The following is a 21684-nucleotide window of genomic DNA, read 5'->3' as shown; positions in this document are numbered from 1 at the left end:
GGTCTGCGTGACCGATAGGGTGCGCATTGCGTTGGTCTGCGATGAATGCAATGCGCGGAACTATCAGACCACGAAGCCCGTCCGGGTCGGACACCAAGAGCGCTTGACGCTCAAGAAGTTCTGCCCCACTTGCAAGAAGCACACGATTCACCGGGAGTCCCGGTGAGTCGAGTCCCCCCGGTCACCGGCCCGGGGGACAAGCACTCCGCCGAAGCCCACCAAGGCCACGCGGGGTTGATAGGTCAGTAGCTCAATCGGTAGAGCAGCGGATTCCAAATCCGCAGGTCGTGGGTTCGATTCCCTCCTGGCCTGCCCCTTTTCCCCCACCCCGAGTGATGGCGAACATGGCGCAAGATAGCATCGCGCAAGAAGACAACCTCCCCGTCACGAGCACGCTCGGCCTCGAGCGGTGGGTTCAGTTCGCGTTCATCGCGGGCGCGCTCGCGCTCTTCTGGTTGTTCGACCACCTGATCATCGTGATCTGGGAGCTCTTCGCGGACTCCGACGGAACCCTGGCCAGCGCCGGCGCGGCCATCCTCGCCATCGTCATCAGCAGCGCGCTGTACAAGCACCCCAAGGTGAACAAGTTCAGCAACGAGGTCGCTGCGGAGCTCGCGCGCGTCAAGTGGCCAACGCGCGAAGAGACCTGGAAGCAAACCATGATCGTCCTGGTCGTGTCGGTGGTCGCGGCGATCATCCTCGGCGTGTTCGATGCAACCTGGTCGAAGCTCTCCGACCTCGTCTACCAGATCTGAAGGACGGAACGGCCATGGCGATGAAGTGGTACACAATTCAGGCCTACTCGAACTACGAGAACAAGGTCCGCCTCTCGCTGGAGGAGCGCATCAAGCGCGAGGGCATGGAGGACAAGTTCGGCGAGATCCTGATCCCGAAGGAGAAGGTCGAGGAGACGCGTGACGGCAAGAAGCGCGTCAGCCAGCGCACCTTCTATCCGGGCTACATCTTCGTCCAGATGGAGCTGACCGACGAGACCTGGCACTTGGTCAACGGAACGCCCAAGGTCAGTGGGTTCCTGGGCGGTCGCACCCCGACCGAGGTGCCGCCCCGCGAAATTCTCGTAATCACCCAGCAAATGGAGGACGGCGCCGCCAAGCCCAAGCCCGCGGTGCACTTCCAGCCGGGCGATCACGTGCGCGTGATCGAGGGTCCATTTGCAAACTTCACCGGATCGATCCAAGAGGTCGCTCCCGATCAACAAAAGATTCGCGTCCTCGTCAGCATCTTCGGTCGCGAGACCCCCGTGACGCTCGACTACGGACACGTCGAAAAGACGGTCTGACGCGTCTCAGGCAGCTCTCCCCGCGGGCGGCCACCTCCTCGAGCCTCCCCCTCCCTCCACGTCTTCGCAGCGACTCGTCGCGGCGCTGCTTCCCCGCCTCCGGGCACCTAGGTAACGGTCATGAAGAAGGTCATTGGACAGATCAAGCTCCAGCTCCCGGCCGGAGCGGCTAACCCCTCGCCCCCCGTCGGTCCGGCGCTCGGTCAGCACGGCGTGAACATCATGGGGTTCTGCAAAGAATTCAACGCCCGCACCGCCAAGGACTCCGGCCTGATCATCCCCGTGGTGATCTCGGTGTACTCGGACCGCACCTTCAGCTTCATCCTGAAGACCCCGCCCGTGCCGGTTCTCATCAAGAAGACGCTGGGCCTCAAGTCCGGCTCTCCCGTGCCGAACAAGAACAAGGTCGGCAAGCTCACGATGCAGCAGGTCGCGGACATCGCGCGCGAGAAGATCGTGGACACCAACGCGGGCTCCCACGAGGCGTGCATGCGCTCCGTGATCGGAACCGCCCGCTCGATGGGTGTCGAGGTCGAAGGCGTCGTCTGACGCTTCCGTCCGCCTGAACTTCGCGCGGCTCCGAGTGCGTCTCTAGCCGCGCCGAACAGCGGATGGTCCGCTGTACCCCGTACCACCTGGGGTCCCTGGTGGGAGGCTGTTCGTCCCAAAAGAGGGCGGACTGTCGTGAGGAGATTTGATGAAACCCGGAAAAAGGCGCAGGGCTGCCGTAGAGAAGTCCGACCGCAACCGGCGTTATAGCCTCGAAGAGGCCGTGAAGCTGGTGAAGGAACTTTCCTTCGCCAAGTTCGACGAATCCGTCGATATCGCGGTCCGACTTGGTGTTAACCCGAAGCACGCCGACCAGATGGTGCGCGGAGCAGTGGTGCTCCCGCACGGCACGGGAAAGACGAATCGAGTCCTGGTGTTCGCCAAGGGCGATAAGGTGGCCGAGGCGGAAGCCGCGGGCGCTGACTTCGTTGGTGGTGAGGACCTGGTCGCGAAGATCACCGAAGGGTGGCTCGAGTTCGACACCGTGGTCGCAACCCCCGACATGATGGGCCAGGTAGGCCGCTTGGGCCGAGTCCTCGGTCCGCGTGGCTTGATGCCGAACCCCAAGGTCGGAACGGTCACCTTCGATGTCTCGAAGGCGGTCTCGGAGGCGAAGGCTGGTAAGGTCGAGTTCCGCGTCGAGCGCGCTGGTATCGTCCATGCTCGTATCGGTAAGCGGTCGTTCGGACCCGAGGCATTGGCCGACAACGCCAAGAGCATCCTGAACGCCCTCGCCAAGGCCAAGCCGGCCGCCGCGAAGGGCATCTACATGCGGAGCATCACGCTCAGCTCAACCATGGGACCCGGCTTCCGAGTCGACCCGCTTTCTCTGACCGTGGAGGCTTGAACCCATGCCGATGACACGTGAAGACAAGCAGGCGCAGGCGGCAAGTGTGCGCGAGACCTGGAACAAGGCCAACTCGGTCGTGTTGCTGGATTTCTCGGGCGTCGACGTGGACACCATCACCTCTCTCCGTGCCGAGTTCCGCAAGGTCGGCGTGGAGTACAAGGTGGTCAAGAACAACGTCGTCAAGAAGGCACTGGATGGGACCGCTATCGTCGGTAACAAGCAGTTCCTGAACCACTTGAAGGGCCCCACCGCGTTCGCGTGGTCCTTTGAAGATGCCTCGGTTGCGGCCAAGACCATCCTCAAGTTCCGCGAAGAGAACGCGGCCAAGCTCAGCCCCAAGAACCTCCCCGAGAAGCTGGTCATCAAGTGTGGCCTGCTCGACGGTGAGGTCATGGACCGAGCGGCGGTCGAGAACACCCTCTCGAAGCTCCCCGGCAAGAACGAGATCCGCGCCATGTTGCTCGCAACGATGATGGCACCGGCCCAGAACCTGGTCGCGCAGCTCAATGCGCCGGCTCAGCGGATGGCCTTGGTTCTCGACGCCAAGCTTCGCAAGGAAGGCGAGGGCTGAGTCTCCGGCAACGAAAGTTGACGGACGGCACGCCCTCCCACATGAACCCCTCAAATTCCCTCATTTCAAACCAATACAAGCAAACTTCGCGCGTCACGAACCTGGTTCGGGGGCGCGCCAGCGGAGAATCAACATGGCGAACATGAACATTGATCAGATGGTCGAAGAGCTCAGCGGCTGGACCGTGAAGGACGTCGCGTCCCTCGTGAAGGCGCTCGAGAACAGCTGGGGCGTTTCGGCGGCCCCCGTGGCCGTGGCGGGCGTGGCGGCGGCTGGCCCGGCGGCGGCTGTCGAGGAAGAGAAGACCGAGTTCGACGTCGAGCTGACCGACGCCGGTGCCAAGAAGATCAACGTGATCAAGACGATCCGTGAGATCACCCAGCTTGGCCTGGCGGACGCGAAGAACCTCGTCGAGGCCGCTCCGAAGATCATCAAGGAGGCCGTGTCCAAGGACGAGGCCGAGAACATCAAGAAGCAGCTCGAGGAAGCCGGCGCCAAGGTCACCCTCAAGTGATCCCGGCGCAGAGGCGCACCCGTCAGCTCGGCCTGCATTTTGCTTGGCCTTCGGCTCAGGGTGGGGTAGACTCCCCGCCCCGCCGGACGGGTGCGCTCTGCGCACTGTGCTCTGGTCCGCTCAGTATCTGAAAAGCGGCGTAGGCCTCCCCCGGAGGCCCACGCCGCAATTCGCATTTTTCTTAGTTAACTTTCGCAACCCGACCACGGACCGCCGTCAGCAGCAGACGGTCCAGGAATCCCGGTGAACATGGCGTCGAAGATCCAGACCAATTTCCGGATTCGTCACAGCTTTGGGAAGATCGAGCGTTTCCTCGACATCCCCAACCTGATCGACATCCAGAAGAAGTCCTACGACAAGTTCCTCCAGTCCACGATCCCCCATGCGGAGCGGACTGACATTGGGCTTCAGGGCGTGTTCCGGAGCGTCTTCCCCATCCGTGACTTCAACGGCACGAGCGAGCTCGTCTTCGTTGGCTACACGCTCGAGCGTCCGAAGTACGACGTGGACGAGTGTCGCCAGCGCGGCATGACCTACGCGGCGCCCATCAAGGTCACCATCCAGCTGATCATCTACGACAACAGCGATGGCGGCGAGCGCGCGGTGCGGGACATCAAGGAGCAGGAGGTCTACTTCGGTGAGATCCCGCTCATGACCGACAGCGGCACGTTCATCATCAACGGCACCGAGCGTGTCGTGGTGAGCCAGCTGCACCGCTCGCCGGGCGTGTTCTTCGACCACGACTCGGGCAAGACCCACTCGTCGGGCAAGCTGCTGTACCAGGCGCGCGTCATCCCCTACCGCGGCTCGTGGCTGGACTTCGAGTTCGACCCGAAGGACCTGCTGTACGTACGCATCGACCGTCGCCGCAAGATGCACGCGACCGTGCTGCTGAAGGCCCTCGGCTACAGCACCCACGACCTGCTGAAGTTCTTCTACCACACGGAGACGATCTTCTTCGAGGCCAAGGGCGCGTTCTCGAAGTCGGTGGAGTACGACATCCTCACCGGCCAGCGCGCCACGCGCGACATCAAGCTGGGCGGCGAGTCGCTGGTGAAGAAGAACCGCAAGTTCACCCGCGCCGTCATCCGCAAGCTGCAGGCGGCGGGCGTGGAGAAGCTGCCGGCCGACATCATCGAGGTGGTGGGCAAGGTCAGCGCCGAGGACGTCATCGACGAGGAGACGGGCGAGATCATCGTGCAGGTCAACGAGGACCTGACCGAGGACAAGATCACCGCCATGCGCGAGGCGGGCGTCAAGCAGCTGCGCGTGCTCTTCATCGACGGCCTCAACGTGGGCTCGTACCTGCGTGACACCCTGCTGGCCGACAAGGTCGCCAGCCAGGACGAGGCCATCCTCGAGATCTATCGGCGCCTCCGCCCGGGTGATCCACCCACGCTCGAGACGGCTCGCACGCTCTTCGGGAACCTGTTCTTCAACCCCGAGCGCTACGACCTCAGCCAGGTCGGCCGCTTGAAGCTGAACTACAAGTTCTACAAGGACCACAGCGAGCGTCCGGACATCGAGCACACCACGCTCACCGAGCGCGACATCCTCGAGACGGTGCGTCACCTCATCGAGCTGAAGAACGGTCGTGGGTCCACGGACGACATCGACCACCTCGGCAACCGCCGCGTGCGCGCCGTGGGCGAGCTCATGGAGAACCAGTACCGCATCGGTCTGGTCCGCATGGAGCGCGCCATCAAGGAGCGCATGAGCATGTCTCAAGAGATTGAGACGCTCATGCCGCACGACCTGATCAACGCCAAGCCCGTGAGCGCCGTGGTCAAGGAGTACTTCGGGAGCAGCCAGCTCTCGCAGTTCATGGACCAGACCAACCCGCTCTCCGAGGTCACGCACAAGCGTCGTCTCTCGGCGCTCGGACCTGGCGGTCTGACGCGTGAGCGCGCCGGCTTCGAGGTGCGCGACGTGCACACCACGCACTACGGCCGCATCTGTCCCATCGAGACGCCGGAAGGTCCGAACATCGGTCTGATCGCGTCGCTCTCCACCTACGCCCGCGTCAACGACTACGGCTTCGTGGAGACGCCGTACCGCACGGTGACCGAGGGCAAGGTGCTCGACTCCGACGTGCGCTGGTACTCGGCGCTCGAGGAAGAGGGCCACTACATCGCGCAGGCCAACGCCGCCATCGAGCAGACCACCAAGATGCTCGAGGGCACCTTGATCAACGCTCGCTACAACGGTGAGCCCGTGTTGGTTCCGCCCGACACGGTCACGCTGATGGACGTCTCGCCGAACCAGCTGGTCTCGGTGGCCGCCTCGCTCATCCCGTTCCTGGAGCACGACGACGCCAACCGCGCCCTGATGGGCTCGAACATGCAGCGCCAGGCCGTCCCCACGGTCCGCTCGCGGGCGCCCATCGCCGGCACCGGCATCGAGAACCGCGTGGCGCGGGACTCGGGCGTGTGCTTGGTGGCCAAGCGCGACGGCGTGGTCGAGTCGGTCGACGCGACGCGCATCGTGGTCAAGGCCGAGGGTGAGGCCGGGGCGTTCCCCGACATCTACCGTCTGCTCAAGTTCCAGCGCAGCAACCAGAACACGGCGTACAACCAGCGGCCCATCGTGCAGCCGGGCGACCGCGTGTTCGTGGGCGACGTCATCGCCGACGGTCCCAGCTGCGACAAGGGCGAAGCTCGCGCTCGGTCAGAACGTCATCTGCGCGTTCATGCCCTGGGGCGGCTACAACTTCGAGGACTCCATCCTGCTCAGCGAGCGCATTGCGAAGGACGACGTGTTCACCTCGGTGCACATCGAGGAGTTCGAGTGCGTCGCGCGCGACACCAAGCTCGGCAAGGAAGAGATCACGCGGGACATCCCGAACGTCGGCGAGGAGGCCCTCAAGGACCTCGACGAGTCGGGCATCGTGCGCATCGGCGCCGAGGTCAACGCGGGCGACATCCTGGTGGGCAAGATCACGCCGAAGGGCGAGACACAGCTCTCCCCGGAGGAGAAGCTCTTGCGGGCCATCTTCGGTGAGAAGGCGGGCGACGTCCGCGACACCTCGCTGCGCGTGCCGCCCGGCGTCACCGGCATCATCATCGACGCCCGTGTCTTTGCTCGCAAGGGCACCGAGACCGACGACCGCACGCGTCAGATCGAAGACGACGAGCGCGCCAAGCTCGAGAAGGACATGGCGGACGAGATCAAGATCATCCGCGACTCCGCCTACGCGCGCATCCAGAAGCACCTCGTGAAGAACACGACCACCGCCAAGCTGGTGGACGACAAGGGCAAGCAGCTCTTGGCGAAGGGCGTGAAGATCGAGGAGAGCGAGCTCGAGCCGATTCCCCGCAAATACTGGGGCGCCATCGAGGTCGAGAAGAACAAGGAGAAGATCGACGCGATCCTCTCCCAGCTCGACGAGCAGACGTCCGCCATCGAGGTCCTCTTCCAGGAGAAGATCGACAAGCTGGGCAAGGGCGACGAGCTCCCCCCGGGCGTCATCAAGATGGTGAAGGTCTACGTCGCCATCAAGCGCAAGCTTCAGATCGGCGACAAGATGGCCGGTCGTCACGGTAACAAGGGCGTCGTCAGCCGCATCCTGCCCGAGGAGGACCTCCCGTACCTCCCCAACGGTCAGCCGGTGGACGTGGTCTTGAACCCGCTCGGCGTCCCCAGCCGCATGAACGTGGGTCAGATCCTCGAGGTGCACCTCGGCTGGGCAGGCTACCTGCTCGGTCAGCAGCTCCAGGAGATGGTCGACACGGGCGTGGACACCGCCGCGCTCCGCAAGCACCTCCAGAAGATCTTCAAGGACGGCCCCGTGCGCAAGCTCGTGGACGAAGTCTCCGAGAAGGACATGGTGCCGCTCATCCGCAGCTGGAAGAACGGCCTGCAGCTCGCCACGCCCGTGTTCGACGGCGCGTCCGAGGAAGAGATCAAGGAGCTGCTGCGCATCGCCAAGGTGCCCGACAGCGGTCAGACCGTGCTCTACGACGGCCGCACCGGCGACGCGTTCCACGAGGACGTCACCGGTGGGCATCATGTACATCCTGAAGCTGCACCACTTGGTGGACGACAAGATCCACGCGCGCAGCATCGGGCCCTACTCGCTGGTCACGCAGCAGCCGCTGGGTGGTAAGGCGCAGTTCGGCGGTCAGCGCCTGGGTGAGATGGAGGTCTGGGCCATGGAAGCCTACGGCGCCGCATACGCGCTGCAGGAGTTCCTCACGGTCAAGTCCGATGACGTGCAGGGTCGTACCCGCATGTACGAGGCGATCGTCAAGGGTGAGCACACCCTCGATGCCGGTCTCCCCGAGAGCTTCAACGTGTTGATGAAAGAGCTGCAGGCACTGTGCCTGAACGTCGAGCTCATCGAAAAAGATCAGATTCGCCGTAGTGACGACGTCGTCGCGGCCGAGGAGGACTGAGCCATGAAGGATATTTTCAGCTTTTTCGAGAAGCCGAAGGACCCGCTCGCGTTCTCTGCCATCCGTATCTCGCTGGCTTCTCCCGAGAAGATCCGCGAGTGGTCGCATGGCGAGGTCAAGAAGCCCGAGACCATCAACTACCGCACCTTCAAGCCGGAGCGCGATGGCCTCTTCTGCGCGAAGATCTTCGGGCCGGTGAAGGACTACGAGTGCATCTGCGGCAAGTACAAGCGCATGAAGCACCGCGGCATCGTGTGCGAGAAGTGCGGCGTCGAGGTGATCCAGTCGAAGGTGCGTCGTGAGCGCCTCGGCCACATCACCCTGGCCACGCCCGTGGCGCACATCTGGTTCTTGAAGAGCCTGCCGAGCCGCATCGGCGCCGTGCTGGACATCACGCTCAAGGACCTCGAGCGGGTGCTCTACTGCGAGAGCTACGTCGTCTTGAACCCCAAGGAGACGCAGCTGGTTCGTGGTGAGATCCTGAGCGAGGACGTCTACCACCAGCTGCTCGACGAGCACGGCGACGACGCGTTCGACGCCGGCATGGGCGGCGAGGCCGTCCTCGAGATGCTCCGCGACGTGGACGTGCACACGCTGGCCGAGCAGCTTCGTCTGGACCTGCGCGAGGCCACCTCCGAGGCCAAGCGCAAGAAGTACAGCAAGCGCCTGAAGGTCATCGAGGCCTTCAAGGACTCCGGCAACCGTCCCGAGTGGATGATGCTCACGGAGATCCCGGTGCTGCCGCCCGACCTGCGCCCGCTGGTGCCGCTCGACGGTGGCCGCTTCGCGACGTCGGACCTCAACGACCTCTACCGCCGCGTCATCAACCGCAACAACCGCCTCAAGCGGCTCATCGAGCTGAACGCGCCGGAGATCATCATCCGGAACGAGCGGCGCATGCTGCAAGAGGCCGTGGACGCGCTGTTCGACAACGGCCGTCGCGGCAAGACCATCACCGGTCCCAACAAGCGCCCGCTCAAGTCGCTCAGCGACATGCTCAAGGGCAAGCAGGGCCGCTTCCGTCAGAACCTCCTCGGTAAGCGCGTCGACTACTCCGGTCGCTCGGTCATCGTGGTGGGTCCGACGCTGCGCCTGCACCAGTGCGGCATCCCCAAGAAGATGGCGCTCGAGCTCTTCAAGCCCTTCATCTACAGCAAGCTCGAAGAGCGCGGTCACGTGACCACGATCAAGAGCGCCAAGAAGCTGGTGGAGAAGGAGAAGCCCGAGGTTTGGGACATCCTCGACGAGGTCATCACGGAGCACCCCGTGATGCTGAACCGAGCCCCCACGCTGCACCGCTTGGGCATCCAGGCGTTCGAGCCCGTGCTCATCGAGGGTAAGGCCATTCGCCTGCACCCACTGGTGTGCACCGCCTTCAACGCCGACTTCGACGGCGACCAGATGGCCGTTCACGTGCCGCTCTCGGTCGAGGCGCAGATGGAAGCGCGCGTGCTCATGATGAGCACGAACAACATCCTCTCGCCGGCCAACGGCAAGCCCATCATCAACCCCACGCAGGACATCGTCCTCGGCCTCTACTACATGACCCGCGAGCGCCAGTTCGCGAAGGGTGAGTACAAGGAAGGCAGCGAGCGGAAGGGTGACTTCCACGGCATCTTCTCGAACGCCGACGAAGTGCGCATGGCGTACGACGCGGGCGAGGTCGGGCTGCACGCCAAGATCAAGCTGCGCTGGCAGGGCGACATCCACGAGACCACCGTCGGTCGCGTGCTCGTCAGCGAGATCCTGCCTCCGGGCCTGGACTTCCGCTCGGTCAACAAGACGCTGGACAAGAAGGCGCTCTCGTCGCTCATCGACGAGTGCTACCGCAAGAGCCGCAACAAGAACACCGTGCTCCTGGCCGACCGGCTGCGGACGCTCGGCTTCGAGATGGCGACGCGCGCGGGTGTCTCGGTGTGCATGGATGACATGCTCATCCCGGACAGCAAGAAGGAGATCCTGCGTCAGTCCACCGACGACGTGGCGACCGTGGTCGAGCAGTACCAAGAGGGTCTGATCACCGACGGCGAGCGCTACAACAAGGTGGTCGACATCTGGGCCGAGGCCTCCGACCAGATCGCCCGCGAGCTGATGGAAGTCATCGGCAGCGAGACCGTCACGAACCCGGACACGGGCGAGTCGGTGCGCGTGCCCAGCTTCAACTCCATCTTCATGATGGCGGACTCCGGCGCGCGCGGTAGCAACCAGCAGATCCGCCAGCTGGCCGGTATGCGTGGTCTGATGGCCAAGCCCTCGGGCGAGATCATCGAGACGCCCATCACGGCCAACTTCCGTGAGGGTCTGACGGTTCTCCAGTACTTCATCTCGACGCACGGTGCCCGTAAGGGTCTGGCCGACACGGCGCTCAAGACCGCCAACTCGGGCTACCTCACGCGTCGTCTGGTGGACGTCGCGCAGGACGCCGTCATCACGGAGTACGACTGCCTCACGCTGGACGGCATCTGGGTCTCGAAGCTCGAAGAGGGCGGCGAGGTCGTCACGCCGCTCGGAGAGCGCATCCTCGGGCGCGTGGCGCTCGAAGACGTGCAGGACCCCATCACCGGTGCCGTGCTGGTGGAGGCCAACCGCGAGATCGACGAGAACCTCGTCAACGTGATCGAGTCGGCGGGCATCGAGCGGGTCCTCATCCGCTCCGTGCTCACCTGCCAGACGCGTCGCGGTGTCTGCGCCGCTTGCTACGGGCGAGACCTCGCGCGTGGCTACGAGGTGAACATCGGCGAGGCCGTCGGTGTCATCGCGGCCCAGTCCATCGGCGAGCCCGGCACGCAGCTCACCATGCGCACGTTCCACATCGGTGGTGCGGCTGCGCGCGGTAAGGTCGAGCAGAGCAGCATCGTCAGCCGCGTCGACGGCATCATCCGCCTCGAGAACACCAAGACGGTCAAGAAGAAGGACGGCAACACCGTCATCATGAACCGTCACGGCGTCCTCAAGATCGTGGACGAGTCCGGTCGCGAGCGTGAGAGCTACAACCTGAGCTACGGCGCCTTCTTGAAGGTGGCGGACGGCGACACGGTCAAGAAGCTCACCACGCTGGCGGAGTGGGACCCGTGGGCCATCCCCATCGTCACCGAGGTCTCGGGCGTCGTGAAGTACGGCGACGTGGTCGAGGGCGTGACCATGGAAGAGAAGCTCGACGAGGTGACGGGTCTGTCCCGCCGCCTGGTCATCGAGTCCCGCGACCCGAGCGCGCGTCCGCGTATCTCGGTGAAGGGCACCGAGGGCGACACGCTGCGCACCGGCTCCGGTGAGAACGTGGCGCGCTACTACCTGCCGGTCGGCGCGAACATCATCCCGGCCGACGGACAGAACGTCGAGGCGGGTGAGATCATCGCCAAGATTCCGCGCGAGACCACGAAGACCAAGGACATCACGGGCGGTCTGCCCCGCGTGGCCGAGCTCTTCGAGGCCCGCAAGCCCAAGGACGGCGCCATCATCTCGGACATCGACGGTGTGGTGCACTTCGGCAAGGACACCAAGGGCAAGCGCAAGGTCGTGATTGTTCCGGAAGTGGGCGAGCCGAAGGAGTACTTGATCGCGAAGGGCAAGCACCTTCAGGTCAAGGACGGCGACCGCGTGCGCGCGGGTGAGCCTCTGATGGACGGCGCTGCGAACCCGCACGACATCCTTCAGGTCAAGGGCGAGAAGGAACTGGCCGCGTGGTTGGTCAACGAGATCCAGCAGGTCTATCGCCTGCAGGGTGTGACCATCAACGACAAGCACATCGAGGTGATCGTTCGTCAGATGCTGCGCCGCGTGCGCATCAAGGAGACGGGTGACACCACCTTCCTGCCGGACGAGACCGTCGAGAAGTCGGTGTTCGGCAAGGAGAACGAGCGCGTCATCGCGCGCGGTGGCCAGCCGGCCGTCGCGGAGCCGCTGCTGCTCGGCATCACCAAGGCGTCGCTCTCCACCGACTCGTTCATCTCGGCGTCTTCTTTCCAGGAGACGACCAAGGTGCTCACCGAGGCGGCCATCGGCGGCAAGGTCGACGAGCTGTACGGTCTCAAGGAGAACGTCATCATGGGTCGCCTGGTGCCGGCCGGCACGGGCCTCTCGGCGTACCGCAAGCTCGAGATCGCGGTCGAGGACTCGCCGGACGACATGGGTGTGGACAACGACGCCGACGAGCTGATGGCGGCTGTCAGCGAAGACTGAGCCTCAGGCTCGCAACACGGGAGAGGGCACGCTTGCGTGCCCTTTTTCAATTGGGCGAGAGCGCGCGCAACGCGTCTACGAAGCGTGCGTTCTGGTCGCTGGCCCGCACGCGGATGTACTCGGGCAGCCCGAAGGATGCCGCGCTGCGCACGAGGATGCTCGCATCGTGGAGCAGGCGGGTGCGCGTGCGCTCGGCGTCGCCCACGTGGACGAGGCCGAACACCGTGAGCGAGGGAACGTGCGGGATGCCTTGCTGCGCGAGGAGCTGCTCGAGCTCACGGCGCTGCGCCAGCCAGCGTGCGCGCACGTCCGCGATGTAGGCTTCTTCGGTGGCGGCCGCGCATGCCGCCGCGAGGGCCAGCGACGAGACGGTCCACGGCGGCTGCTGGGCGGCGACGTGCGCGAGGGTGGCGGGGGCTCCGAGCGCGTAGGCCAACCGCAGGCCCGCGAGCGCATGGTCCTTGGTGAGCGAGCGCAGCGCGAGCGCGTTGGGCGGCAGCGGCGCGCCGGCATCGAGGTGCCGCTCGGACAGCGAGAGGAACGCGTGGTCGACCAGGAACATGGTGCCCGGGTGGCCGGCGATCAGCGCGTGCAGCTCGCCTGCCGGGAGGGCCTGCCCCGTGGGGTTGTTCGGATGGCAGAGGTACGCGAGGGCGGGGCGCAGCTGCGTGAGGGTGCGTGCGAGCGCAGCAGCGGGAGGGGCGAACGCGTCTTCGGCGCAGGCACGCACCTCCACCACCGAGAGCCCGTGCGCGCGGGCGGCGGCCTCGGCCTCGGAGAAGGTGGGTCCGGCGACCAGCAGTGTGTCACCGGGGCGCGAGAGCCCACGCACGGCCGCCCAGATGAGCTCGGCCGCACCGTTGCCGAGCATCAGACTGCCAGGCTCCACATCCAGGCTGGCCCCGAGCGCCTCGCGCGCGGCCGTGGCGCCGCGGTCGGGGTAGGCCACCACATCGGCTTCCCGAATGGCGGCCAGCACGCGCGGGCTGGGGCCGAACGGGCTGACGTTGACCGAGAGGTCGAGCACGCGCGCCGGGTCGACGCCGAGAGCACGCAGCTGGGCCGCGCTGGTGTCCCCGTGGTGCCCGAGCACGTTCACCATGGCCACCCGAGTGGCTCCCAAACGCCGCGCGCGGGGCTGCCGAGGAGCGTGAGCAGCAACGCAGCAAGGCCAGCGAAGAGGGCCGCGAGGCTCACCAACCGGCGCGCCGCCGTGAGCGTGGCGGTGGTGGCGGGTTCGCCCTCGGCACCGAGCACGTAGGTGTCTGCCTTCTCGAGCCGCACGCCGAGCACGCCCGCGAGCATGGCCATGGGGAAGCCGCCGTTGGGGCTCGGGGTGTTGCCTGCGTCGCGCAGGGCCACGCGCAGGCCTCGGCCCACGGGCGCGCGCAGCGCCAAGGCGGCGAGCGCGAGCAGCCCCACGGAGAGGCGCGCCGGAACGATGCCCAACAGGTCGTCGAGCCTCGCCGCGGGCTTGCCCAGCCACTCGTAGCGCCCGCGATAGCCCACCATCGCGTCGAGCGTGTTGACCACGCGGAACACCAGCGCGCCGCCCAGGCCGAAGAGCGCGTAGTAGAACAGCGGCGCCACCACGCTGTCGGAGAGGTTCTCGGCGAGCGACGAGGCCGCCGCGCCCGACAGCTCACTCTCGCTCAGCGCGGCCGACTCACGGCTGCAGAGCGCCCCGAGCCGCGCGCGAGCCAGCGAAAGGTCGCCCGCCACGAGGGCCTGTTCGACGAGCGCGCCCGCGGTGAGCAGGGCGCGCGCGGCGAAGCTGGCCTGCAACCAGAAGAGCGCAGCCAGGTCGGTCAGCAAGGGCACCCGCTCGCGCAGCAGGGTGTCCGTGACCAACAGCACGCCCACGCAGGCCATGCCCGCAGCCACCAACGCGACGCCCCCCAAGAGCGCCGGTGCAGGTGGGGTAAGCGGCAACGTGGCCCGCAGCCGCGCAGCGAGCGCGCCGAACCACGCCACCGGGTGCAGCCGGTTGGGCAGCTCGCCGAATGCACCGTCGATGGCCAGCGCGAGCACCAGCATGACGGTGGCGTGCGACAAGCCCATCAGCCGCCCTCTCCGAAGTGCCGCAGCATCGCGCGCCGCAGGTCGTCGCCGTAGCGCGTGACCCACGACGCCACCCCGGCCGCGACGGCGGTGTGCACCGCCCGACCGAGCACGGCGCCCACGGCCGTGTGCTTGCCCGCGTACGCGCTGCCTGCGCTCGCGCCCTCCACCGAGAGCGGTGTGAGCAGCGCGATGCAGTCGGTGCCCGTGCCAGTGGCGTGCCCGCCGCTGCGCCGCGATGGCAGCCCCGCCGCATGCACCGCCAGGGTGCGCCCCTCGGTGGCGATGGTCAGCGCCTCGAGCCGAGCGCCGAGCATGAGCGGCCGCGAGAGCCAGGCGATCACGTTGATGGTGTCTACCGGCGCCAGCGCGCCGGGTGCGTCGCCCACACGCAGCAGGTTGGAGAGCCCGGTGGTGGCCACCGCCACGGCGCGCACGGGGCCGAGCGAGTCTTCTTCGCGCGCCTCCGCCACAACCGCGTGCTGCAGCGCGCACGCGGTCATCATGGCCACCCCGTCGCGGCCCACGTGGGCGAGCTGGCGCGCCCGTAGTAGCTCGAGTGCGTCTACCTCGAGCGTCAGCTCCGAAGACTGCACGGCGTGGTTGGCCACCACCGACGTCACGGTGTCCCCACCGTGGTGCGGCGCGTACGATAGACACGCGTGTGGGACCAGCGTCTCCACCACCAGCACGCGCTCGCTGCGGGTGATGCGGAGCTCCTCCTGCTGGTGCAACACGACGCTCGTGAACATTCGGGCTCCTTGCTCGTCAGGGCCGAGGCTGTCAACCGCGGCTTGCGCCGCCTCTCTTTGCCGGGAACGCTCTCCTCCATGAACTTCGCGCTCACTTCCTCTCTCGGAACCACCAACGCTGCCACCACGTCCGCCCTCGGGCTCGTGGCGCTGCTGCTCGCGCTCGGGCTCTCGGGCTGCAACCGCGGGGAGGGCGAGGGCACCACCGCCGTGGAGACCAGCGAGGGCGAAGGGCGCGCGTGTGGCTCGCGCGGCATGGAGCCGTGCGGCGAGGGCGAGTTCTGCCACTTCGAGCTCGAGGCCGAGTGCGGCGCGACCGACCGCCCGGGGCGCTGTGAGACCATCCCCATGGTCTGCACGCGCGAGTACCGGCCCGTGTGCGGCTGTGACGGCCGCACCTACCCGAACACCTGCGGGGCGCTCTCGGGTGGCACCAGCGTGGCGCGCGAAGGCGCGTGCGCCGAAGAGCCGGGCGAGCAGGCCGCGGGTGGCTGCGTGCGCGACGGCTGCGGCGGCGAGCTGTGCCGCGGGCCCGAGCAGGAGTCCATGGCCAGCATCTGCGTGGTGCGTCCCGAGCACGCTTGCTACCGCGAGGCACCCTGCGAGCGCCAGGCCGATGGCGCCTGCGGGTTCACGCCGTCCGCCGAGCTGAGCGCGTGCCTGGCGAGCCCGCCCAGCCTCTGAGTCCGGTGCGCCCCGCGTGGGTGGGGCTGGCCATGCGGCTGGCCCCCGACGCGGGTCAGGCGTGGCTGCGTCCGGCTGACCCGGCGCACGCTCGGATGCTGCGGCACCTCGGGGCGCGCGCGCTGCACGAGCCGTTGCTGGCGGAGCTGCCGGTCAGCGCCCCCGGGCTGGACGAGGAGGCCTTCGCGGGTGTGACGCCGCTCGCTGGCAAGGCGCTCCGGGCGCTCCTGCCGGGGCAGCCCAAGCCGGTGGCCGCGCTGACGCGCTCGCCCGAGGTCACGCTGCTGTTGCTGCAGGTGCTCGCCGGGTCGGGCAGCACCCAGGCCGCCACACGCGCGGCGCTCGCGGCGCAGGTGTTGTTCTCGCTCGCGCTGTCTTCGGCGCTCACGGAGACCGTCACGCTGACTGGGCCGCTCGTCCTGCAACACGGCATCACGCGGCGTGGCCTCGTGCTGTCGGCGGGTCAGCGGCTGGTGCTGGAGCGCGACGCGCTGCGCCTGGACGGCGTGCTGCTCGACCCGTGGGGCCCCGAGCTGGGTGCGCTGCTCACGGAGCATCACGGCTTCGCGACGGAGCGTGGGGCACTGGCCGAGCTGGGTGCGCTCGGCGCTGCGCTGCACCTCATCGCCGAGCGCGACCCACATGCGGAGTCGCTCGCGGAGCTGTTCGTGGCGCTGGAGGTCGTGCCCCCATCCGCGGGAGGTTCACGTGAGCTCGAGCTGCCGCTGGCCATCGGCCGTGCCCGCCTCCCGCGCAACGCCCCCGCGCTGACCCTGGCGCGTGCGCTCCTGCGGGAGAGCGCGCTCCACAAGCTCACGCTGCTCCGGCTGATCGACCCGGTGGTGCACGATGAGGCCACGCTCCCCCTGCTGCTGCACACGGTCGATGCCTGGGTGGCCCGTCGCCTCGCGCTCGACGCGGAGCCACCCGACGCAGCCTCCTCCTTGGCCCACCGCTCGGGTGCGCTCACCCCGCTGGGCCAGCAGCTGCTTCTAGAGCTCGGCTAGGGAGCGCCAACCTCAGCGCGCGCTCAGCCACCACAGGCCCAGCGCGCTGAGCGCCAGCACCGCACCTGCGAGCGCGTAGATCACCATGTCGGTCAGCGCGGCGCTCTGCCGCGGGCGGCGGGGCGCACGCGGCTTCGGGTCGGCGATGGCTACCGAGTCGTCGCTCACGGGGGCCGCTTCCCACGGGGTGACGGGGCCGCGGCTCGGGTCGACCTCGTGCGCGTCGGCGCCCTCGGAGTCACCCCGCGTGGCCGCATCGCTAGGCGTGTCGTGGCCCGACAGCTCGTCGTCGAACGAGTCGAACGGGTCGGGTTCCAGCTCCACCGAGAGGTCGGCCTCGGCCTGGATGCGCGCGAGCACGGTGCTGGCCGGGTCTTCGAAGGTCATGCGGGTGGACCCGATGCGCAGCTCGTCGCGGTCCATGAGGCGCCGCTCCGCATAGACGCGCCCGTTGACCATGGCGGGGTTCTTGGCGCCCAGGTCGCGCAGCAGCACCCCGTCGAGGTCACGCAGCAGCTCGGCGTGCTCGCGCGATGCGTCGGCGTCGTTCAGTTGCAGCTCACACTCGATGCCGCGCCCGATGCGCCAGGAGCACGGCGGATCAGGCAGCGTCACACGCTCGCCCTCCCGACTGCCGTTCTCGAACACCAGCAGCGGCGCCGCCACGGGCGTGGTGCCCTGCGAGAGCACGGCGCGCACCAGCTGACGTGCCAGCTCGGCCGTCTCGTTGGCCGTGGTCGCACCGCTCACGGTGGGCGTGAGCTCGAGGCGCAGCGTGAAGCCGCCCAGCTCCACCCGGTCGCCATCGCGCAGCGACTTGGGGCGGTTGGGCGAGATGCGCACGCCGTTGACCAGCACGCCGTTGGTGGAGCCCTCGTCGGTGATGGTGTAGTGCGCGCCGCTGGGCTCGAGGCTGGCGTGCAAGCCGCTCACCGCAGGGTGCGGCAGCAGGATGTCGGCCGTGCGGCCACGCCCGATGCGCACCCGCCCGTGCTCGAAGCTGTAGACCGCTAGGTGGCGCCGGCTCCCGGGGTCGTCCTGTGCTTGCGACTCACCCCAGCGTGAGCGAACCGTGACGCGGATTCCCATCGAGCGACGAGTCTAGCTCAGCGGCCCCGCAGGCGCTCGATCTCGCGCTCTACGAAGCCGCGGTCGGGGGCGTTGGGGCGCAGCCGCAGGTACTCACGGTAGTAGTCGATGGCGTCCCGGCGCGCACCGAGCCGCTCGGACACCACGGCCATGTTGTAGAGGACCTCGGGTAGGGGCGCGAAGCTGTTCGCCGCCGTGAACGCCTGCATGGCGGCCTCGTACTCGCCCCGGCGGAACATGGCGACGCCCCGCGTGAAGAACGTGCGCGCCTCGCGCGTGAGCTCGTCGTCGCTGGGTGGGGCGGTGAACACCTGGTCCCGCGAGCGCCGCTCCGCCGCGCGCAGCGCCTCGATGCGTGCCTCCACATCGGCGCGCACCTCGGCGTCGGGCTGCCCCTCACGCAGGTAGATGCGGAAGTAGCGCACCGCGTCGGCGTACTCGCTCATGCGCTCGTAGACGCGCGCCACGTTGAACGCGAGCTCGGCCGAGTGGGTGATGTCGTAGGCCTCGCGCATCTTGGTGACCGCCTCTTGGAAGCGGCCGGCGTCGTAGGCGGCCTGACCCTCCGTGAAGAGGGTGCGCGCGCGGGCCAGCTGCTCTTCGGTTTGCGCGTGGGCGGTGCTGCCCAGCCCTGGCAGCGCCATGGGGGCGACGGCTGCGGCACCGCTCAGCAGCAGGGAGAGCCACGCGGCGCGGGGCAAGGCACGTGTGGAGCGAAGGGCGAGGCGAGGCGAGCGCATGAGGTAAGCCGTAGACTGCCACGGACGCGGGATATTCAGTACTGACAACGCGCCCGGCGCCCGCTCAGAACTGGGTGGGCCGCTCGGTGCGCTTGTCGATGCCCATGGCGTCGTAGATGGCCGCCGAGAGGCGCTCCTTGAGCTGGGTGCCCTTCTCCACGAAGTGGTGGATGCCCAGCTGGTAGAGCAGCTGCTTGTCGTCGTCCTGCGCGCCCGCGCTGACGCTGATGATGGTGGTGCGCTCGGCCAGCCGCTCGCCCCGCAGCGCCATGCACACCTCGATGCCGTTCAGCTTCGGCATGTGGAGGTCCAGCAGCAGCAGATCCGGCTCGCGCAGCCGGATGGCGCTCATGGCCGCCTCGCCGTCCACGGCCGTGTCGATCTTCACGTTGTCGCCCAGGATCTGCTTCACGTAGAACTGGAGCACGCGCGCCACGTCCTTGTTGTCCTCGGCGATGAGCACGCGCAGCTCGTCCGACTCCGGCACGATGGTGACGGCGCGCTGGGACTCGTGGAAGCCCTCCTGCATGGCGCGCAGGCGCCAGGCCACCGCCTCGGCGCTCTGCGGCCGGTCGTTGGGGTCCTTGGCCAGCAGCTCTTCGATCAGGTCGGCCAGCTTCTGGGGCACGCCCATGCGGCGCTCCCGGATGCGCGCCACGGGCTGCGTCTGATGCAGCTCGTAGAGCTCGGCCACGTTCTCGGCCTCCACGGGCAGCTTATTGGTGAGCATCTCGTAGGCCACCACACCGAGCGCGTACAGATCCAGGAGACGGCCGGCCCCGGGCTGAACCGTGTTGTCGAGCGCCTCGGGCGCCATGTAGGGCGGCGAGCCCGCGATCCGCGTCTGCGTGGCCACGTGGTACTCGGGCAACACCAGGCCGAAGTCCATGAGCACGATGCGGTGATCGGGCGTGAGCATGACGTTGTCCGGCTTCACGTCGCGATGCGCGAGCCCCGCGCGGTGCACCACGGCGAGGCCCTCGGCGATGGCCGTGATGACCTCCATGGTCTCTTCGATGTCCGGCGCGGCGCCGGCGTCGTAGCGCGTGCTCAGGTGCCGGCCGAGGCTGAGGCCGTAGATGCGCTCCATGACCAAGAAGTCGAGGCCACGGTGGTTGCCCAGCGTGTGCACGGTCACGAGGCTGGGGTGACGGAAGGCCGCGAGCGCGCGCGCCTCCTGCCGCAGCAGCGCCACGGCGGGGCCAGGCGTCGCGACCTTGATGGCGACGCGCCGGTCCAGCAGGTGGTCCAGGGCCTCGAACACCTGCCCCATGCCACCCGCACCGAGCAGGCTGCGCACCTCGTAATTGCCCGCGAGGATCTCTCCGACCGGGAAAATTAGCCCGCCCGCAGTGTCGTCGCGCGAGTCGGAAACCTCGTACCAGGTTGGCTGTGGGCGCTCAGAGATTGGCACAGCCTACCATACCCGCCGTTTAGGGATGTAATTCTGAATGAGATCCGAGCACGGCCTGCGTCCGACAGGCTGCTACAATCGGCGCCTCATGGCTGACGCGAGCTCTCCCATCGGTGTGTTCGACTCTGGACTGGGTGGTCTGACGGTGGCCTCCGCCATCATGGATGCGCTGCCCGGGGAGCGCATCGTCTACCTGGGGGACACCGCGCGCGTGCCCTACGGCACCCGCAGCCCTCGCACCGTGCTGCGCTATGCCCGGGCGTGTGCCCGAGCCCTCCAGCAGCACGACATCAAGCTGCTGGTGATCGCGTGCAACACCGTGAGCGCCGTGGCCGTGGACATGCTGCGGGTGGAGCTGGACGTGCCGGTGCTGGGGGTGATTGGGCCTGGCGCTCGTGCGGGCATCGCCGCCAGCGTGAACGGGCGGGTGGGCGTGATCGCCACGCGCGGCACCGTGGCCTCCGGGGCCTACGGCAAAGAGCTGGCGGGGCTGAGCTCGAAGGCGGAGCTCTTCCAGCAGGCGGCGCCGCTGCTGGTGCCGCTGGCCGAGGAGGGCTGGCTGGACGGTGCGGTCCCCACCGAGGTGGTGGAGCACTACCTCGAGCCGCTCGCGTCCGCCGGCGTGGACACGCTCATCCTGGGGTGTACGCACTACCCGCTGCTGGCGGAGGTCATCCGCGAGGTGGCGAGCCGCGTGCTCTCGCCCAACGTGCAGGTGGTGGACAGCGCGGTCGCGACGGCCACCGAGCTCACCGCGTTGCTCGAGGCACGCGGGCTGGCTCGCAAAGACGGGCCGGGTGACCTGCGCATCCTGGTCACGGACCTCCCCGGCCGCTTCGCGGAAGTCGCCAGCCGGTTCTTGGGCCGTGAGGTGGACGAGACCGTGGTGGAGCAGATCGACCTGTAGCCGCTGCTCCCGAGCGCGCCGCTCAGAGGAAGTCGAGCGAGACGTCCGCGCCGGTCAGGACGTCGCCCGTGATGACCCCCGACACGGTGGCGATGGCGTCGAAGGCGGTGCCAGTGGCTCCCGTGCGGGTCATCACAACGGCATAGTCCAGCGAGCAAGCGCCGGTCTCGGGACACAGCGCCGCCGCATCGCCGAGGGTCACGATGTAGCGGTCGTAGGTGACGCCCGAGCTCGTGACCGACTCGGGTGTGCTGTCGGTGGATGCGGTCCCGCCGGGGGGCGTCACGGACACCTCGATGGCCGGTCCACCGCTCACCACATCCACCGTGAAGCCGAGCGACGCGGCCGTCAGTGTCTCCACGCCCGCCGCGGAGACGGTCAGCCGGAAGTTCGTGGTCGCGGAGGTCTGCACGTCGGTGAACGCGAACTCGCGGGTGTCCGAGCCCAGGACCACGCCTCCCGCGCTGCCGTCACAGGCGGTGAGGAGCGGACCCGCGAGCAGCCCAACGGCAGCCAGCAAGAGCGGAGCGACCATGGAGGCGCGCGACGGGACGTTCACGCAGAGAGGCGAGCGATTGGCGTTCATGTGAGGCAGGATACGCGTCGGTACGGAGGGCCACAAGGCGCGGGGCTGGGACTCGGCGCCCCGAAAAGCGGCGGCGCGGGGTGCGGT

General features: G+C 67.6%; 18 protein-coding genes, 1 tRNA gene and 1 pseudogene. 13 read left to right on the top strand and 7 right to left on the bottom strand.

The window, feature by feature from the left end:
• The first annotated feature begins 7 nt into the window (after positions 1-7).
• From rpmG to rpoC, 10 genes and pseudogenes are all read left to right on the top strand, one after another.
• Entirely contained in the window at positions 8-166 is a 159-nt protein-coding gene (gene rpmG, locus IPI43_09950) for a 50S ribosomal protein L33 (GenBank protein MBK7774450.1), read from the top strand.
• 73 nt (positions 167-239) lie between these two features.
• Positions 240-312, top strand: a tRNA-Trp gene (locus tag IPI43_09945).
• Positions 313-344: 32 nt separating this feature from the next.
• On the top strand, positions 345-755 hold the full coding sequence (secE, locus tag IPI43_09940; GenBank protein ID MBK7774449.1) for a preprotein translocase subunit SecE: 411 nt from the start codon (positions 345-347) through the stop codon (positions 753-755).
• Between the two features lie 14 nt (positions 756-769).
• Positions 770-1300, top strand: coding sequence for a transcription termination/antitermination protein NusG (nusG, locus tag IPI43_09935; protein ID MBK7774448.1), 531 nt, complete (start codon positions 770-772; stop codon positions 1298-1300).
• A 120-nt stretch (positions 1301-1420) separates the two neighbouring features.
• Positions 1421-1849, top strand: a complete 429-nt coding sequence (gene rplK, locus IPI43_09930) for a 50S ribosomal protein L11 (GenBank protein ID MBK7774447.1) — start codon at positions 1421-1423, stop codon at positions 1847-1849.
• A 148-nt stretch (positions 1850-1997) separates the two neighbouring features.
• Positions 1998-2696 carry a 50S ribosomal protein L1 gene (locus tag IPI43_09925; protein MBK7774446.1) on the top strand — a complete coding sequence of 233 codons (699 nt, stop codon included), beginning with the start codon at positions 1998-2000 and terminating at the stop codon, positions 2694-2696.
• A 4-nt stretch (positions 2697-2700) separates the two neighbouring features.
• On the top strand, positions 2701-3270 hold the full coding sequence (locus IPI43_09920; GenBank protein ID MBK7774445.1) for a 50S ribosomal protein L10: 570 nt from the start codon (positions 2701-2703) through the stop codon (positions 3268-3270).
• 142 nt (positions 3271-3412) lie between these two features.
• Complete coding sequence (gene rplL / locus IPI43_09915) at positions 3413-3784, top strand: 50S ribosomal protein L7/L12 (GenBank protein MBK7774444.1); 372 nt, start codon at positions 3413-3415, stop codon at positions 3782-3784.
• Between the two features lie 249 nt (positions 3785-4033).
• Positions 4034-8178 (top strand): annotated as a pseudogene (gene rpoB, locus IPI43_09910) (DNA-directed RNA polymerase subunit beta).
• 3 nt (positions 8179-8181) lie between these two features.
• A complete protein-coding gene (gene rpoC, locus IPI43_09905) occupies positions 8182-12357 on the top strand; it encodes a DNA-directed RNA polymerase subunit beta' (protein ID MBK7774443.1) in 4176 nt (1391 codons plus the stop codon).
• A gap of 46 nt (positions 12358-12403) precedes the next feature.
• On the opposite strand, the gene IPI43_09900 is transcribed toward rpoC, so the two are convergent.
• The 3 genes from IPI43_09900 to IPI43_09890 are packed head-to-tail and all read right to left on the bottom strand — an operon-like array spanning position 12404 to position 15170.
• Entirely contained in the window at positions 12404-13459 is a 1056-nt protein-coding gene (locus IPI43_09900) for a histidinol-phosphate aminotransferase family protein (protein MBK7774442.1), read from the bottom strand.
• Positions 13453-14394 (bottom strand): cobalamin biosynthesis protein CobD, encoded by a 942-nt coding sequence (gene cobD / locus IPI43_09895; GenBank protein ID MBK7774441.1) that lies wholly within the window; start codon positions 14392-14394, stop codon positions 13453-13455. Before cobD ends, IPI43_09900 begins: the two co-directional genes overlap by 7 nt.
• A 23-nt stretch (positions 14395-14417) precedes the next feature.
• A complete protein-coding gene (locus IPI43_09890; GenBank protein ID MBK7774440.1) occupies positions 14418-15170 on the bottom strand; it encodes an adenosylcobinamide amidohydrolase in 753 nt (250 codons plus the stop codon).
• A gap of 255 nt (positions 15171-15425) precedes the next feature.
• On the opposite strand from IPI43_09890, the gene IPI43_09885 reads away from it, so the two are divergent.
• Together IPI43_09885 and IPI43_09880 are read left to right on the top strand one after the other, a co-directional pair.
• Positions 15426-15854, top strand: coding sequence for a hypothetical protein (locus IPI43_09885; GenBank protein ID MBK7774439.1), 429 nt, complete (start codon positions 15426-15428; stop codon positions 15852-15854).
• Positions 15827-16861 (top strand): hypothetical protein, encoded by a 1035-nt coding sequence (locus IPI43_09880; GenBank protein MBK7774438.1) that lies wholly within the window; start codon positions 15827-15829, stop codon positions 16859-16861. Before IPI43_09885 ends, IPI43_09880 begins: the two co-directional genes overlap by 28 nt.
• 12 nt (positions 16862-16873) lie before the next feature.
• Here the strand turns inward: IPI43_09880 and IPI43_09875 are convergent, their stop codons facing one another.
• From IPI43_09875 to IPI43_09865, 3 genes are all read right to left on the bottom strand, one after another.
• On the bottom strand, positions 16874-17950 hold the full coding sequence (locus IPI43_09875; GenBank protein ID MBK7774437.1) for an FHA domain-containing protein: 1077 nt from the start codon (positions 17948-17950) through the stop codon (positions 16874-16876).
• Positions 17951-17967: 17 nt separating this feature from the next.
• Positions 17968-18690 (bottom strand): tetratricopeptide repeat protein, encoded by a 723-nt coding sequence (locus tag IPI43_09870; GenBank protein ID MBK7774436.1) that lies wholly within the window; start codon positions 18688-18690, stop codon positions 17968-17970.
• 64 nt (positions 18691-18754) lie between these two features.
• Positions 18755-20104 carry a protein kinase gene (locus tag IPI43_09865; protein MBK7774435.1) on the bottom strand — a complete coding sequence of 450 codons (1350 nt, stop codon included), beginning with the start codon at positions 20102-20104 and terminating at the stop codon, positions 18755-18757.
• Between the two features lie 88 nt (positions 20105-20192).
• Here IPI43_09865 and IPI43_09860 point away from each other — a divergent pair, with 88 nt between their 5' ends.
• On the top strand, positions 20193-21011 hold the full coding sequence (locus IPI43_09860; GenBank protein ID MBK7774434.1) for a glutamate racemase: 819 nt from the start codon (positions 20193-20195) through the stop codon (positions 21009-21011).
• Between the two features lie 22 nt (positions 21012-21033).
• Here IPI43_09860 and IPI43_09855 read toward each other — a convergent pair whose 3' ends face one another.
• Positions 21034-21597: a hypothetical protein gene (locus IPI43_09855; protein ID MBK7774433.1), complete on the bottom strand. Its 564-nt coding sequence runs from the start codon at positions 21595-21597 to the stop codon at positions 21034-21036.
• Positions 21598-21684: the final 87 nt, after the last annotated feature.

Source organism: Sandaracinaceae bacterium (genome assembly GCA_016706685.1).
Lineage (GTDB): Bacteria > Myxococcota_A > Polyangia > Polyangiales > Houyiibacteriaceae > JADJJE01.
Note: the sequence above shows the minus strand (reverse complement) of the source record. Positions and strands in the feature narration are given on the sequence as shown.